This window comes from Variovorax sp. Varisp53, assembly GCF_059491555.1.
The window spans coordinates 3,328,930-3,344,551 of sequence record NZ_CP168512.1; the positions used below are offsets into that span (position 1 = coordinate 3,328,930).

General features: G+C 68.3%; 14 protein-coding genes. 5 read left to right on the forward strand and 9 right to left on the reverse strand.

Features of this window, described 5'->3' with window-relative positions; all coding sequences use genetic code 11:
- Nucleotides 1–41 precede the first annotated feature (41 nt).
- Complete coding sequence (locus ACEOAB_RS15580; protein ID WP_007837035.1) at nucleotides 42–269, forward strand: hypothetical protein; 228 nt, start codon at nucleotides 42–44, stop codon at nucleotides 267–269.
- 9 nt (nucleotides 270–278) lie between these two features.
- On the opposite strand, the gene ACEOAB_RS15585 is transcribed toward ACEOAB_RS15580, so the two are convergent.
- On the reverse strand, nucleotides 279–1,466 hold the full coding sequence (locus ACEOAB_RS15585; RefSeq protein ID WP_056592591.1) for an aminotransferase-like domain-containing protein: 1,188 nt from the start codon (nucleotides 1,464–1,466) through the stop codon (nucleotides 279–281).
- Nucleotides 1,467–1,577: 111 nt separating this feature from the next.
- Between ACEOAB_RS15585 and nth the strand changes: the two genes are divergently transcribed.
- Complete coding sequence (nth, locus tag ACEOAB_RS15590) at nucleotides 1,578–2,225, forward strand: endonuclease III (protein ID WP_056592586.1); 648 nt, start codon at nucleotides 1,578–1,580, stop codon at nucleotides 2,223–2,225.
- Nucleotides 2,226–2,237: 12 nt separating this feature from the next.
- A complete protein-coding gene (locus ACEOAB_RS15595) occupies nucleotides 2,238–3,077 on the forward strand; it encodes an Ivy family c-type lysozyme inhibitor (RefSeq protein ID WP_056592583.1) in 840 nt (279 codons plus the stop codon).
- Nucleotides 3,078–3,103: 26 nt separating this feature from the next.
- Here the strand turns inward: ACEOAB_RS15595 and ACEOAB_RS15600 are convergent, their stop codons facing one another.
- The 4 genes from ACEOAB_RS15600 to ACEOAB_RS15615 are packed head-to-tail and all read right to left on the reverse strand — an operon-like array spanning nucleotide 3,104 to nucleotide 6,964.
- Entirely contained in the window at nucleotides 3,104–3,670 is a 567-nt protein-coding gene (locus tag ACEOAB_RS15600) for a histidine phosphatase family protein (protein ID WP_413751357.1), read from the reverse strand.
- The gene (locus ACEOAB_RS15605) at nucleotides 3,667–4,461 is read right to left on the reverse strand and encodes an adenosylcobinamide-GDP ribazoletransferase (protein ID WP_056592580.1); all 795 of its coding nucleotides are present in this window, start codon (nucleotides 4,459–4,461) and stop codon (nucleotides 3,667–3,669) included. Before ACEOAB_RS15605 ends, ACEOAB_RS15600 begins: the two co-directional genes overlap by 4 nt.
- Nucleotides 4,462–4,466: 5 nt before the next feature.
- Nucleotides 4,467–5,507 carry a nicotinate-nucleotide--dimethylbenzimidazole phosphoribosyltransferase gene (gene cobT / locus ACEOAB_RS15610; protein ID WP_056592577.1) on the reverse strand — a complete coding sequence of 347 codons (1,041 nt, stop codon included), beginning with the start codon at nucleotides 5,505–5,507 and terminating at the stop codon, nucleotides 4,467–4,469.
- Nucleotides 5,504–6,964, reverse strand: a complete 1,461-nt coding sequence (locus tag ACEOAB_RS15615; protein ID WP_495652948.1) for a cobyric acid synthase — start codon at nucleotides 6,962–6,964, stop codon at nucleotides 5,504–5,506. The genes cobT and ACEOAB_RS15615 overlap by 4 nt, the downstream gene beginning before the upstream one ends.
- A gap of 167 nt (nucleotides 6,965–7,131) precedes the next feature.
- Here ACEOAB_RS15615 and ACEOAB_RS15620 point away from each other — a divergent pair, with 167 nt between their 5' ends.
- Nucleotides 7,132–7,365: a hypothetical protein gene (locus tag ACEOAB_RS15620; RefSeq protein ID WP_056592574.1), complete on the forward strand. Its 234-nt coding sequence runs from the start codon at nucleotides 7,132–7,134 to the stop codon at nucleotides 7,363–7,365.
- Nucleotides 7,366–7,429: 64 nt separating this feature from the next.
- On the opposite strand, the gene ACEOAB_RS15625 is transcribed toward ACEOAB_RS15620, so the two are convergent.
- The 4 genes from ACEOAB_RS15625 to ACEOAB_RS15640 form a co-directional block, all read right to left on the reverse strand.
- On the reverse strand, nucleotides 7,430–8,923 hold the full coding sequence (locus ACEOAB_RS15625; protein WP_495652949.1) for an efflux transporter outer membrane subunit: 1,494 nt from the start codon (nucleotides 8,921–8,923) through the stop codon (nucleotides 7,430–7,432).
- Nucleotides 8,924–8,942: 19 nt separating this feature from the next.
- On the reverse strand, nucleotides 8,943–12,206 hold the full coding sequence (locus ACEOAB_RS15630) for an efflux RND transporter permease subunit (RefSeq protein WP_413749787.1): 3,264 nt from the start codon (nucleotides 12,204–12,206) through the stop codon (nucleotides 8,943–8,945).
- 40 nt (nucleotides 12,207–12,246) lie between these two features.
- On the reverse strand, nucleotides 12,247–13,491 hold the full coding sequence (locus ACEOAB_RS15635) for an efflux RND transporter periplasmic adaptor subunit (RefSeq protein WP_495652950.1): 1,245 nt from the start codon (nucleotides 13,489–13,491) through the stop codon (nucleotides 12,247–12,249).
- Nucleotides 13,492–13,638: 147 nt separating this feature from the next.
- Entirely contained in the window at nucleotides 13,639–14,523 is an 885-nt protein-coding gene (locus tag ACEOAB_RS15640) for an alpha/beta hydrolase (protein ID WP_007837053.1), read from the reverse strand.
- 183 nt (nucleotides 14,524–14,706) lie between these two features.
- Between ACEOAB_RS15640 and ACEOAB_RS15645 the strand changes: the two genes are divergently transcribed.
- Nucleotides 14,707–15,621, forward strand: coding sequence for a LysR family transcriptional regulator (locus tag ACEOAB_RS15645; protein WP_056518855.1), 915 nt, complete (start codon nucleotides 14,707–14,709; stop codon nucleotides 15,619–15,621).
- The last annotated feature ends 1 nt before the right edge of the window (nucleotide 15,622 follow it).

A 15,622-nucleotide genomic window follows, 5' to 3' on the forward strand; every position in this document is an offset into this window, starting at 1 on the left:
GCTGTGTACAGTCGGCGCTTCGAACGAAAGCAGGTGAAGACATGGCGCGCGCAAACGACTGGGCAAGCAAGGTGATGGCATTGATCAACGGTGGCAACCCCGCCGCAGCCATCGCGCAGATCAAGGTCGCGCCATCGGTCAAGGACCTGAAGGCGCTGCAGACCATCATGACGTTGTCGAAAATGAAAGGCCGCTATCCGAACGTGGATGCGGCCATTTCAGACAACCTGGACCTGCTTGCAGCGCCCCGGCTGCACCGGTCCCCCTGACCGGATCGACTACAGCGCCTGACCCAGGCGCTTCACGCCCTCTTCGATCTTCGCCACGTCGGCCGTCGCAAAACTCAGCCGCAGCGTGGCCACATCGGGCTTCCCCGCGAAGAACGGCGCGCCGGGCACGAAGGCCACGAGCTTCTCGATCGCTCGTTTCGCCAGTTCGTTCGCATCGGCCAGCTTGCCGTTGGCGCCCGTGAGGCGCGCCCAGAAGAACAAACCGCCATTGGGCTGGGTGAAGGTCACTGCATCGCCCAGCTCGCGCTTGAGCGCCGCGCCCATGGCCTGGGCACGCTGGCCGTACACCTCGCGCACGTGCGCCAGCGTGGCCGGCATGCGGCCGCTCTTGAGGTATTGCGCGGCCGTGGCTTGCGAAAACGTGCTCGTGTGCGCGTCGCTGAACTGCTTGCACATCGTCGCCTTGGCCAGCAGCTCGGGCGGCGCGATCATCCAGCCGATGCGCAGGCCCGGGCTCAGCACCTTGCTCAGGCTGCCGCAGTGCGCCAGCAACTCGCGGCTGCCCGGCACGTCCTTGCTGAGGGCCAGGATGGAGGGCGGAGGTGCTTCGCCGAAATAGAGGTCGCCGTAGGGGTCGTCCTCGACGATCAGCGTCTGGTATTTCACGGCCAGCTCGAGCACCTTCTTGCGGCGCTCCAGCGTCAGCATCGCGCCGCTGGGGTTGCCGAAGGTCGGGATCAGGTAGACGAACTTGGGCTTGTGCTCGGCGATGAGCTTCTCGAGCTCGTCGGTCTTCACGCCGTTGGCATCGATGGGCGCGCTGATGAGCTGTGCGCCGTACAGGCGGAAGCACTGGATGGTCGCCAGGAAGGTCGGGCCCTCGACGATCACCTTGTCGCCGGGCGAGATCATGGTCTTGCCCAGCAGGTCGAGCGCCTGCTGGCTGCCGGTGGTGACGATCAGGCCGCTGGGGTCGACCTCGACGCCCTTGGTCTTCATGAAGGCGCTGAGCTGGCTGCGCAGCGGCTCATAGCCTTCGGTGGCGCCGTACTGCAGCGCGGCGCCGGGTTCTTCGGAGAGCGCCTTCTGGCTCGCCTCCTTGAGGCCCTCGACGTCGAACATGGCGCTGTCGGGAAAGCCGCCCGCGAAGCTGATGATGCCGGGCTTGCCCAGCAGCTTGAAGAGTTCGCGGATGGCGGAGGTCTCGACGTTGTCGAGGCGGGAGGCGAATTGCATGGTCGGTCTCACTTTCTGGGGTGCCATTGTCGCGAAAGCGGCGGGCAATAAAGCTGCGTAAGGCTATCGCCTTTCAACGATATATTGCGCGTGCCGCCCCCACGAAGCCCCATGAAAAAAAACGACATCCCCCTCTTCTTCGCCACCCTGCAGGCGGCCAACCCCGAGCCCGAGACCGAACTCGAATACACAACCCCCTTCGAGCTGCTGGCCGCCGTGCTGCTGTCGGCACAGGCCACCGACGTGGGCGTGAACAAGGCCACGCGCAAGCTGTATCCGGTGGCGAATACGCCGCAGGCCATTCTCGATCTGGGTGTCGAGGGGCTGGAGGAGTACATCAAGACCATCGGCCTGTACCGCAGCAAAGCGAAGCACCTGATCGAGGCCTGCCGCATGCTGGTGGAGCTGCACGGCGGCGAGGTGCCGCGCACCCGCGCCGAACTGGAGGCGCTGCCGGGCGTCGGCCGCAAGACCGCGAACGTGGTGCTCAACGTGGCCTTCGGCGAGCCGACCATGGCGGTCGACACGCACATCTTCCGCGTCGGCAACCGCACCGGGCTTGCGCCGGGCAAGACGCCGCTGGAGGTGGAACTCAAACTCGAGAAGCGCGTCCCACCCGAATACCGGCTGCATGCGCACCACTGGCTCATCCTGCATGGCCGCTATATCTGCGTGGCGCGCAAGCCGCGCTGCTGGGAGTGCGCAGTGGCCACTTTCTGCGCCTACAAGCCAAAGACACCGATGCCGAAGACGGCCTGAGACCGACGACGAATGACGACACGAAAGAACGACTCCCGGGCACTGCTGGTCGCCACGCTGCTCGCCGCCCTCCTTCCGGCCGCGGCATGGTCGCAGCAGGGCGGCGGCCTGCCGCCCGAGGCCATGGCGCTCTACGGCGGCCGCTGGTCGACGAACTGCGCCAACGCGGCCGCACCGACGCTGCAGGTGCGCCAGGACATGCTGATCGCCGAAAGCGGCAAGCGCCGCGTGACCGGCAACGAACCGCAGACCGCCCACAGCTTCTTCGGCAACCGCCCGCCGCCGGCGGGCTTCGACGTGGCGCTGATGAGCAGCGCGGGCAAGTCCGGCTCCATGACCTTCCTCGTCTACCGCGAAGCGCGCGGCCAGTACATCGCGCTGGACGCCGACAAGCCGGTCGCCGGCCAGCTCGGCCCCGACATGATGAAGCTGCGCTACTGGCGCTGCAACGGCGCAGTGCGGGCCGTGGCCCCGCCTGTCGAGCCCGCCGTCAAGGCGCCTCCCCCGCCCACGGGCAGCCCAGCGGCGCTGGCGCGGGGCCCGGCCATGGAGAAGGCCTGGCGCGTCGCCCTGGGCACGCGCGAGAACGACCGCTGGCTGGTGCGCCGCGAAGGTCCGGCGCCCGAGCCGCAATGGGTGACGGTCGAGGGAACGCGCTACCTCCTGCACGCCTTCTGCAAGCCGCACGACTGCTACGACAACAACGCGATCGCGCTCTACGACCAGGGCTCCGGCCGCCTCTACGGCCTGGTGCAGCGCCACGGCAGCAACCGCTTCCTGGGCACGCCGCCGGCTGCGCTGGCGCCGCAGCTGGAGCGGCTCTGGCGCGAACAGTGGCGGCAGAAGAACTGAGCCGCATCGACACTGTCCGACGGCAGCTAATTATCGAAAGTCAGCCAACCGCCGAAGGCCAGTTCCCCAGCAGGCCAGTCGGCGGCGGCTCCGGGGCAGCGGGTGCCGCGCTGCAGCAACGTTACCGCCCGCAGCACGCCTGCATGCGTGATCCACAGCGCATCGCCCTCGCCCGCAAGCCATTCGTCATGCGCGGCGGCCACGCGCTGCATGAATGCGCGCACGCTTTCGCCATGGCCGCCGGCAGGCGCATCGGCGAAATTGCCGGTCCACGCGTCGAATTCCTCGCGTGCGATGGCGGACCACGGCCGCCCTTCCCAGGCGCCGAAGTTCATCTCGGCCAGCCGTGCATCGTGCCGCACCCGAAGATCGGGGCGCAACGCGACGATGGCATCGGCCAGCCCGGCACATCGCCGCAGCGGCGAACTGCGCACGGTGATGCCCGCAGGGAGCAAAGGCGCGATGCGCTGCGCAGCGGCGAGCGTGGCGTCTGCATGGGCTTCGAGGTCCGTGGCGCCGTAGCACAGGCCGGGCTCGGCCACCACGGGCGCGTGGCGCTGGAGCCAGAGCGTCCTTCGGGTGGCGTCGCTCATGCGCGCCACGCCAGTGCGAGGTAGATCGCCAGCTCGCAGACCTGCTGGGTCGCGCCAAGGCCATCGCCGGTGAAGCCCTGCAGCCGGCGCATGAAAAGACGCGCCATCCAGCCTGCAGCAACAACGGCCGCAAGCACGGCTGCCACGCTGTGCGCCACATCGTGTGCATACAGCAGCAGTGCCACCGCCGGCAGCGCCCACACCCCCGCGATCAGCAACGCGCCACCGCTGATCGCATCCGCCAGCGGCTTCGCCTTGCTCGCCCCGCTGTCGCCCACATAGGGCAACCACCGGATCAGGAACAGCGGCATCAGCCGCGACAGCACATGCGCGCCGACGATGGCGACAACAACCGCCTGCAAGCCGTGCCCCGCCAGCACTGCGAGCAGCGCGCATTTCAGGCCCAGCGCCAGCACCAGCGCCAGCGCACCGAAGGCGCCGATGCGCGAGTCCTTCATGATCTCCAGCGCCCGGTCGCGGTTGGCCGAACCGCCCAGGCCATCGGCCACGTCGGCCAGGCCGTCTTCATGGAAGGCGCCGGTCAGCATCACGGTGGCCGTGGTGCTCAGCACGGCAGCAGCCAGCGCACCGGCGACACCCGGCAGCCCCATGCCCACAGCAACGAACACCAGCGCCGCCACCCCGCCTGCCAGCCATCCGATGCCGGGCAGATGCGCCGCGCTCGAACGCAGCATCTGCGGACTGAAGCCGACCCACGCAGCCAGCGGCCCCGTCACCGGCACGCGCGTGAAGAATTGCAGCGCGAGCAGGAAATGGCGAACGCCGTTCATCCGCTTCAGCTGTCCTTGCGCGACACACCGGCCGACTCGAAGCTCGCCATCTCGCGCAGGATGCGGCAGGCCGATTCGAGCAGCGGCCAGGCCAGCGCCCCACCCGAACCTTCGCCCAGGCGCAGTTCGAGCTTGAGCAGCGGCTCCAGCCCCAGCCGCTCCAGCAGCAGCACGTGGCCGGGTTCGGCCGAGCAATGCGCGGCCACGCAGCGCTGCACCGCGTGCGGCTGCAGCGCCTGCGCCACCAGCACCGCTGCGCTGGCGATGAAGCCGTCGACCACGATCACGCGCCGCTCCTCGGCCGCCTGAAGCACCGCACCGACCAGCGTAGCCACCTCGAAACCGCCGAAGGCGGCCAGCGCGTCCAGAGGCGCGGTCGCGCCAGCGTGCAGCGCCAGCACCTGCCGCAGCACCTCGCGCTTGCGCGCCAGCCCGGCCGCATCGAGGCCGGTGCCGGCGCCGGTGCAGGCGTCGATGTCCAACCCGCCCAGCCGCGAGAGCAGCAGCGCGGCGGACGAACTGTTGCCGATGCCCATCTCGCCGAGCAGCAACGCGTTGCCCGGCAGCACGCGCACCACCTCGCGCCCGTTGGCGATGGCCTGGGCGCACTGCGCGGCCGTCATGGCCGGGCCTTGCGAAGCGTCTACCGTACCTTCGGCGATCCGGCGCGACACCAGCCCCGGGCGCGCCTGGAAGTCGCGCCGCACGCCGCAGTCGACCACCGTCAGCGCCAGCCCGTGCTGGCGCGCCAGCACGCTCACGGCCGCGCCGCCGGCGAGGAAGTTCTCGACCATCTGCCAGGTCACGTCGCTCGGGTACGCCGAGACGCCTCGTGCGGCGAGCCCGTGATCGCCCGCGCAGACCAGCATCTGCGGGGCTTCGAGCACCGGGCTTTCGGTGCCGAGGATGGTGCCGATGCGCAAGGCCAACGCCTCGAGCCGGCCCAGCGCGCCGAGCGGCTTGGTCTTGTTGTCGAGCGCGCTCTGCAGGCGGGCGGCGAGCGCGATGTCGGTGATGTCGGAAATGGTGGGGATGGTTTCGGTCATGCAATCAGTCCGGCAAGCACGCCGGCGTCGAAGTGGGTATCGATGAAGTCGGCCAGACCGTCGAAGGTGGCGTCGAGCGTGGGCACGGAGGCGCCGAAGAGCGCGTGCAGGGCGCGCGGGTCCTCGAACAGGCCGTGAAGATAAATGCCGAGCACGTTGCCACGCGCGTTCTGCCAGGCCAGTCCGTCGGACATCACGGCCTGGCCGTGCTGCGCCATCTGCGGGTGTGCGGCGGTCTGGCCATGGTGGATCTCGTAGCCGGCGACGGGCACGTCCGACAGCGCGGCCCAGGCGCCGCTCAGCTCGCCGAAAGCCGCGGTGCGGTGCCGCACCGTCTTCTCGCGCGCGAACACCGTCACCAGCGGCAGCAGGCCCAGCCCCGGCGCATTGCCGTCGATGCCGTGCGGATCGACCAGCGCCTCGCCCAGCATCTGCAGCCCGCCGCAGATGCCCAGCACCGCGCCGCCGCGTTCGGCATGCGCGGCCACGGCGCTGTCCAGCCCTTGGGCGCGCAGCCAGGCCAGGTCGCCGCTGGTGTGCTTGGAGCCGGGTAGCACGATCCAGTCGGCGCCGGCCACGTGGGCGGGCGTACGAGCCCAGACCTGCCGCACGCCGGGCACGTTCTTCAGCGCCTGTAATTCGTCGAGGTTGCTGATGCGCGGATATGCCACGACCGCGACCGTGCGCGTCACGGTGCCGCTCGCACGGCTGCGGTCGTCGAATACGCCGTCTTCTTCGGGCAAGCCGTGCTGCCACCACATCGGCAGCGTGGCCACGGTGGGCACGCCGGTCAGCTCCTGCAACTGTTGCGGCGCAGGCGCGAGCAGCGAGGCGTCGCCGCGGAACTTGTTGAGCACGAAGCCGCGCAGCAGCACGCGGTCGGCCTCTGGCAGGAGCGCCCAAGTGCCGTACAGATGGGCAAAGGCGCCTCCGCGGTCGATGTCGGTCGTGAGCAGGCAGCGCGCCTGCGCGTGCCGGGCGATGCGCATGTTGACGATGTCGCTGGCCATCAGGTTGATCTCGGCCGGCGAGCCCGCGCCTTCGATCACCACCACGTCGTTTCCGGCGCGCAGTTCGTCGAGCGCCTGCGCGATCTGCGGCCAGACGCGCTCGCTGCGGCCGCGCCAGGGCAAGGCCGAGAGTTCGTCATTCACCTGCCCCATCAGCACCACCTGGCTGTGGGTATCGCGCTCGGGCTTGAGCAGCAGCGGATTCATCCGCACCTCGGGCACGGCATTGGCGGCCAGGGCCTGGAAGTACTGGGCGCTGCCGATCTCGCCACCGTCGACCACGCGGGCGTTGTTGCTCATGTTCTGCGCCTTGAAAGGCGCCACTTTCAGGCCCTGCCGCGCATACCAGCGGCACAGCGCCGTGGCCAGCCAGCTCTTGCCGGCGCCGCTGGTGGTGCCCAGGACCATGACGCAACGCGCCGGCCCGCTTTTCGCCTTTGAACTCATCGGCGAATTGTCGTTGAGCGCCACACCGGTCCGGGAAAGGCCAAATGGAAGCGACGAAATGCGACATCTTTCACATCGCAGGGCATTGCAAATACATCCGGCGCATCAAACAGTAGCATTTTTTGCGTACACCAGAGGCCACCACACCGCATTGCACCCGGGAACCCATGCCAGCCTTGAATGATTTGGCGCTAGCCGTCGAGGAACGCGAACCGGGCCAGTTCTTCTGGATCCTGCTCGAAGCCCACCATGGCGACGCCGCCTCCGAAACCTTCGACTACCGGGTCTACCGGACAGCGTCGAGGCCGCAGGCCAGCTATTCGAACGCCCTGGCCGTGGGCGCGGTGGAGCTGCAAAAAATAAGCGCCGCCGCGAATCCAGCCGGCAAGAAAACCGACTGAACCCACGGCGGCGCAAGACCGCCTTGCGGCGCTCAGGCTTTCAATTTCAATCCTTGATCGCGATTCAGCGCACGGCCACGGCCGTCCGCGCCGGGACAACCGCGACCGGCGCCGGCGCTTCCCAGCCGCCGCCGATGGCGCGGATCAGCCCCACCGCCGCCTGGTACTGCGCCGACTTCACCTGCAGTGCCTGCCGGCGGTTGCGCAATTCGCTGCGGCGCGCGTCCAGCAGGTCGAGCTGGCTGACATAGCCGTTGCGATAGCGCGTGTCCGACAGGCTGGTGGCGCGCTGGGCCGAGGTCACGGCCTGTGCCTGCACGACCGACTGCTCCTGCAGGATGCGGATGGCGGCCAGTTGGTCTTCGACTTCCTGGAACGCCACCAGCACCTGCGTGCGGTAGCTCGCAAGCGCACCGTCGAGCTGAGCATTGGCACCCTGCACGCCGGCCTCGCGGCGGCCGCCGTCGAAGATCGGCAGCGACAGCAGCGCGCCCACGCCCCACGAGCGCGCCGACCACTTGAAGAGGTCGCCGATCTCGGGCGAGGCATAGCCGGCGGCGCCGGTCAGCGAGATGTCCGGGAACCACGCGGCCTGCGCCACGCCCACGCGGGCCTGCGCGGCCAGCACGGCGCTCTGCGCGGCCGACACGTCGGGGCGGCGCGTGAGCACCGTGGCGGGCACACCCGGCGGAATGGACGGGAGCGCCGTCGCCCACTCGTCGACACGCAAGCCGAAGCTCGAAGCCGAATCGCCCACCAGCACCGCGAGCGCATGCTCCACCTGGGCGCGCTGGCGGTCGAGCGCGAGCGCATCCGACTCGGTGGACGACACCTCGGTCTGCACGCGCGCCACGTCGAGCTCGGCGATGTCGCCGGCCTGCTCGCGGCGCTGCGACAGGCGCAGCGTGTCGCGATACGCCTCGACCTGCTCGCGCACCAGGGCGCGCTCGGCATCGAGCGCGCGCAACTGCAGGTAGGTCTGCGCCACTTCGGCCTGCACTGCGAGGCGCGTGCTTTGCAGCAGCGCCTCGCGGCCGGCCGCATCGAGCTTGGCCGCGTTGCTCGCGCCCGAGAGGCGGCCGAACAGGTCGACCTCATACGAGAACGTGGCGCCGATGTTCGTCATCGTGGCCGGCCGGGTGCTGGCCGTGGCCTTGTCCAGGCCCGCGCCGCGGTTGGCGCCAGCGCCCAGGCCGATCTGCGGCAGGCGGTCGGCGTTGGCGCTGCGCGCCAGCGCGCGAGCCTCGGCCAGCCGCGCGGCCGCGGCCTGGATGTTGGTGTTGTTGACGTCGGCCTTCTCGATCAGTGCGTTGAGCGCCGAATCGTTGAACGCCAGCCACCAGGCGCCGCGCGGCTGCGCCTCGGAGGGCGCGGCCCGCGTGAAGCCGGCGGGCGGCGTCACCGCCTGGTCCTTGCCCTGCTCCTTGAACTGGGCGGTGGTCGTGATCTCGGGCAGGCCCGAGGGCGCGGTGGCACAGCCGGCGAGCACCAGGGCGGCCATCAGCGGCAGCAACGCGGTACGAAGCGGCTTCACCAGAGGTTGTACTGAAAATTTCATGATGCGCTTTCTCGATCGATCAGTCGTCATGCGAAGAACGCGGCGATGCAGGCACCGGATGCAGGCCGCCACCACCGGCGCCGCCATGCGAAGCCGGATGCCCGGCCGACACGAAGTCGTCGCCATGCGGTACTTCGCCATGCAGTTTGAGTGGCCGGTTGCCCGCGAGGCGGCGCAGCAGCACGTAGAACACAGGCGTCAGGAACAGGCCGAAGGCCGTCACGCCGATCATCCCGGCGAACACCGCCACGCCCATGGCCTTGCGCATCTCCGAGCCCGCGCCGGTCGACAGCACGAGGGGCAGCACGCCCATCACGAAGGCCAGCGAGGTCATGAGAATCGGGCGCAGGCGCAAGCGGCTGGCTTCGATGGCGGCCTGTATCGGTGTGCGGCCGGCAAATTCGAGCTCCCGGGCGAACTCCACGATAAGAATCGCGTTCTTCGCACTCAGCCCCACCAGCACGATCAACCCGATCTGCGTGAAGACGTTGTTGTCACCCCCCGATATCCATACGCCGGTCATCGCGGCCATGATGCCCATGGGCACGATCAGGATGATCGCGATCGGCAGCGTCAGGCTTTCGTACTGCGCGGCCAGCACCAGGAACACCAGCAGGATGGCCAGCGGGAACACCAGGAAGGCGGAGTTGCCGGCCAGGATCTCCTGGTAGGTCAGCTCGGTCCATTCGAAGCTCACACCCTTGGGCAGCGTCTCGGCCGCGATCTTGGTGATCGCGTCCTGCGCCTGGCCCGAGGAGTAGCCCGGCGCCGGGCCGCCGTTGATGTCGGCGGCGAGGTAGCCGTTGTAGCGCATGGCGCGTTCCGGACCGAAGGTCGAATTCACCTTCATCAGCGCGGCCAGCGGCACCATCTCGCCCGAGGTCGAGCGCACCTTCAGCAGGCCGACGTCTTCGGCACGGGCGCGGTAAGGCGCATCGGCCTGGACGCGCACGGAATACGTGCGGCCGAACTTGTTGAAGTCGTTCGCATACAGGCTGCCGAGGTAGATCTGCATGGTGTCGAAGATGTCCGTCACGGGCACGCCGAGCTGGCGGGCCTTGGTGCGGTCGATGTCCGCATAGAGCTGCGGCACGTTGACCTGCCAGCTCGTGAACATGCCGGCCAGTTCGGGCGCCTGGTAAGCCTTGGCCATGAAGGCCTTCACTGCCGCGTCCATCTGGTCGTAGCCCACCGAACCGCGGTCTTCCAGCTGCAGCTTGAAGCCGCCCGTGGTGCCCAGGCCCGCCACCGGCGGCGGCGGGAACATCACGATGAAGGCGTCCTGGATGCTCGAGAAGGCGCCGTTCAACTGGCCCGCCACCGCACCGCCGCTCTGGTCGGCGCGCTTGCGCTGGTCGAAGGGCTTGAGCGTGGCGAACACGATGCCCGAGTTGGAGCTGTTGGTGAAGCCGTTGATCGACAGGCCCGGGAAGGCGATGGCGTCTTCCACGTTCGGGTTCTTCTTCATGATCTCGCCCATGCGCTGGATCACTTCGTCGGTGCGGTCCAGCGTGGCGCCGTCGGGCAGCTGGGCGAAGCCGATCAGGTACTGCTTGTCCTGCGCCGGCACGAAGCCACCGGGCACCGCCTTGAAGAGGCCGAAGGTCACGGCGATGAGCGCGACGTAGATCGCGAGCATCAGCGCCTTGCGCGAGATCACGTTCTTCACGCCGCCGCTGTAGGCCTCGGAGCCGCGATGGAACAGCTTGTTGAAGCCGCGGAACAGCCAACCGAAAGCCTTGTCCATGCCGCGCGTCAGCGCGTCCTTGGGAGCGTCATGGCCGCGCAGCAGAAGTGCAGCGAGCGCAGGCGACAGCGTCAGCGAGTTGATCGCCGAGATCACCGTCGAGATCGCAATCGTCACCGCGAACTGGCGATAGAACTGGCCCGTGAGGCCGCTGATGAAAGCCAGCGGAACGAACACGGCCACCAGCACCAGCGCGATCGCGATGATGGGCCCGGACACTTCGCGCATGGCACGGTACGTGGCTTCACGCGGCGTGAGCCCGGCCTCGATGTTCCGCTCCACGTTTTCCACCACCACGATGGCGTCGTCCACCACGATGCCGATCGCCAGCACCAGCCCGAACAGGCTCAGCGCGTTGATCGAGAAACCGAGGACGTGCAGCACCGCGAAGGTGCCGATCACCGACACCGGCACGGCCAGCAGCGGAATGATCGACGCGCGCCACGTCTGCAGGAACAGGATCACGACCAGCACCACCAGCATGATGGCTTCGAGCAGCGTGTGGATCACCGATTCGATCGATGCGCGCACGAACTGCGTCGGGTCGTAGGCGATGCGGTATTCCAGGCCCTCGGGCATATTCTTGTTGAGCTCGGCCATCGTCTTGCGCACGTTGGACGAGATGTCCAGCGCGTTGGAGCCCGGCGCCTGGAACACGCCCATGCCGACGGCCGGGTCGTTGTTCAGCAGCGAGCGCAGCGAGTAGTCAGCGGCACCCATCTCGAGGCGGCCGATGTCGCGCAGGCGAGTCACGGCGCCATCGGTGCCGCTCTTGACGATGATGTCGCCGAACTCTTCCTCGCTCTGCAGGCGCCCTTGCGCATTGATCGACAGCTGCATGTCCACGCCCGACAGGCCCGGCGATGCGCCGACCACGCCGGCCGCGGCCTGCACGTTCTGGCCGCGGATGGCCGCCACCACGTCGCTGGCCGAGAGGCCGCGCTGCGCGACCTTCTGCGGGTCGAGCCAGACGCGCATCGAGTAGTCGCCGCCGCCGAAGATCTGGACCTGGCCCACGCCTTCGATGCGTGCCAGCGGGTCCTTCACGTTCAGCACCGCGTAGTTGCGCAGGTAGTTGATGTCGTAGCGGTTGTTCGGCGAGACGAGGTGGACCACCATCGTCAGGTCGGGGGCGCTCTTGACGGTCGTGATGCCGAGCCGGCGCACTTCCTCGGGCAGACGCGGCTCGGCTTGCGAGACGCGGTTCTGCACGAGCTGCTGTGCCTTGTCGGGATCGGTGCCGAGGCGGAAGGTCACGGTGAGCGTGAGCACGCCGTCGGTCGTTGCCTGGCTGCCCATGTAGAGCATGCCTTCGACGCCGTTGATCTGCTCTTCGAGCGGCGTGGCCACCGTTTCAGCAATCACCTTCGGATTGGCACCGGGGTACTGGGCGCGCACCACCACCGAGGGCGGCGCGACTTCCGGGTACTCCGAGATCGGCAGGCTGCGCAGCGCGATCAGCCCGGCTATCAGCATCAATAGCGACAGCACGCCGGCAAAGATCGGCCGGTCGATGAAGAATTTTGAGAGATTCATGTTGGTTCTCCGGTGGGTGCGACTGCACTCCCCTCCGAGTTCAGGACTTCGCGGCCTCGGCCACGTGTTCCGGTTGCTTTGTGTCGGCCTTGGCGTCCATGGTCACTTGCTTCGGCGCCACCAGCGCACCCGGGCGGATGTGCTGCAGGCCGTTGACCACGACCTTGTCGCCGACCTTCAGGCCCTTGCTCACGACACGCAGCCCGTTGATCGACGCACCGAGCGTGACTTCGCGGTAGACCGCCTTGTTGTCTTCGCCCACGACCATCACGAACTTCTTGTTCTGGTCGGTACCGATGGCGCGCTCGCTCACGAGAAGCGCGGTGTCGTTGCGGGCCTGTCCCATGCGGATGCGGGCGAACTGGCCGGGGATGAGCGCGCCGTCCTTGTTGTCGAACGAAGCACGCACACGCACCGTGCCGCTCTTGGCATCGACCTGGTTGTCGATCAGCTGCAGCTTGCCGGTGAAGGGCGTGCCGTCGAGGCCGGCGGTGCCCATCTGCACGGGAATGCTCTCGATCTGGCCTCGGGCGCTGGAGCCGCTCGGCAGGTCTTTCAGGGCTCGCGTGATGACCTGCTCGTCGGCGTCGAAGCTCGCGTAGATCGGGCTCACCGACACCAGCGTGGTCAGCCCCGGCGCGCCGGGGCCCGCGGCGACAAGGTTGCCCACCGTCACTTCGAGCTTGCCGATGCGGCCCGACACCGGCGCCCGCACCTGGGTGTAGCCCAGGCTCAGGCGCGCGGTCTGCAGCTGGGCCTGGGCGGCGCGCAGGTTGGCATTGGCTTCGCTGCCGGCATTCACACGCTCGTCGTACTCGCGCTGGGCAATGGCCTTGTCGTCCCACAGGCGCTTGGCGCGCTCCTGCTCGCTGCGGCTGAACGACTGGCGGGCCTGTGCGGAGGCCACCTGCGCTTCGGCGCGCTCGACCTCGGCCGCGTACGGCGCGGGATCGATGGTGATCAGCAGGTCGCCCTGCTTCACCAGTGCGCCTTCGCGAAAGTGCACCGACTGCACGGCGCCTGCGACGCGGGAGCGCACATCGACGCGCTGGACGGCTTCGAGCCGGCCCGAGAACTCGTCCCAGGCGTTGATCTCGCTCGACGCCACGGTGGCCACCGACACCGGCGTGGCCTGCGGCGCCGCCGGTGCGTTGTTGGCCTCGGCCTTGAAACTGTGCATGCCCAGCACGGCGGCCGCCACGGCCAGCAGTGCGGTAATGCCGGTCACGGCGGGCCACAGGCCCTTGCGGGCGACGGAAGACAGCTTTTTCTCGTTGTTCGACATGATGGTTCGTCCTTCTCGATGACTTCAGGGATGCAACAGGCCATCCCGGCGCTTTTGGCACCAGGCGGCGGAATTCAGAAAAAACAAGGCCCTCGCACGCTGCCGCGCTGGCGGCGTGTCGATCAGGCAGCCGGGATCGGCCGGGAACTAGCTGGGGTGGTTCGGCGCCGCACCCGGTGGCGTGGTCGCGCTGAAAAACTCGCGGAAGTGCTGCTGCACCGTGGCCTCACAGGCCACGCAACCCGTGTTCTCGGTGTCGTAGAGCGCCTTGGGCCAGTTGGAGGCGCTGGGCAGCACGCTGCTCGTGACCTCGATGCCGGCGGCACGCAGGCGGCCGGCGAAGGTCAGCGCCTCGTCGCGCATGGCGTCGTCCTGTCCCACCAGCACCAGCGCGGGCGCCAGGGCCGACAGCCGCAGCGAACCGCTAGGCACCGCATAGGGATGCGTGGCGTTCGAGGGGCAGCTCAGGTACTTCTCCCAGCCACTGGCCCAGCGGCATTCGGCTGCATCGCTGGTGGCCTTGCGCAGGGAGGCGGTGCCGGCGCACGGGTCGAGCATGGGCGACAGCAGGATCTGGCCGGCCACCGGCGGATGCGCCCGGTCGCGGGCGATCAGCGCCACCGCGGCCGCCAGGTTGCCACCGGCTTCCTCGCCGGCCAGGTACACCTGCGCGCCCTTGCCACCAAGCTTGGTGCGCTGCTTGTAAAGCCATTCGAGGGCGGCATAGCCCACCTCGATCGGCTCCGGGAACGGCGATTGGGGCGCCAGCGGATAGGCCACCGACACCACCACCGCCCCCGCGCCGGCCAGCAGCCGGGCCACGTTGCGGCCGTTGTCGAGGTCGCCGCACACAAAGGTGCCGCCATGGAAATGCAGCACCAGCGGTGCGACTTCCCCCTTGGCACGCTGACCGTACACACGGGCACCAACCGGTTCGCGGCCGGGCAGCTCGATCGACAGATCGGCTTCCACGCCCTGTACCGCCGCACGGGCGGCGGCTTCGGCAGAGCGGGACGATGGAACGGGTGACATGGGCGACCTCAGGGAATTGGGCGATGGTTGAAATATAAGTCGCCCGGTGCAGCGTTGAAACAGGCAAGCCGGCCCTACTCTGTTTCCAAACCGATAACAATCGGGGCCACCGCGAAGGGTTTGGCCGCTTGTGTGAGAATCCGCCTCCCCCGGTGTGGGCCGGGTACCAAGAACAGGCATTCAATGGATCAAATCCAGGCCATGCGGATCTTCGTCCGCGTCGTGGAAGCCGGCACATTCACCCGTGCGGCGGACTCTCTCGCCCTGCCCAAAGGCACGGTCACCAAACAGATCCAGGCGCTCGAATCGCGCCTGCGCGTGAAGCTGCTCAACCGCACCACGCGGCGCGTCACGGTCACACCCGACGGCGCGGCCTACTTCGAGCGGGCCGCGCGCCTGCTCAACGACTTCGACGACATGGAAGCCAGCATGACGAATGCGCAGGCCAACCCCACGGGGCGACTGCGCATCGACGTCGGCACCTCGGTGGCAAGGCAGATCATTCTGCCCGCGCTGGCCAGCTTCTGCGACCGCTACCCAGACATCCAGGTCGACCTGGGGGTGAGCGACCGCACCGTCGACCTGATCAGCGACAACGTCGACTGCGTGATCCGCGCCGGCGAGCTCAACGACCAGTCGCTGGTGGCGCGGCGCATCGGCACGCTGCACTTCGTCACCGTGGCATCGCCGGCGTACGTGAAGCGCTACGGCGTGCCGCAGCACCCGAGCGACATCGAGAAGCGCCACCACGTGGTGAGCTACTTCTCGGGCACCACGCGGCGCGTTTACCCGCACGAGTTCAAGAAGGGCGATGAGCAGATCGAGCTGAACGGGCCCTACCGCGTGTCGGTGAACGAGAGCAACGCGCACATCACCGCGGTGCTGGGCGGCTTCGGCATCTCGCAGTGCATCACCTTCATGGCCGAGCCTCTGCTGGAAAGCGGCGAGCTGATCGAGCTGCTGCCCGATTGGCATCGCGACCCGTTGCCGATCCACGTGGTGTACCCGCCCAACCGGCACCTGAGCGCGAAGGTGCGCGCGTTCGTGGACTGGGCGGCGGAGCTGTTCGCCAAGAATCCGCGGCTGCAGCGCCGCTGAA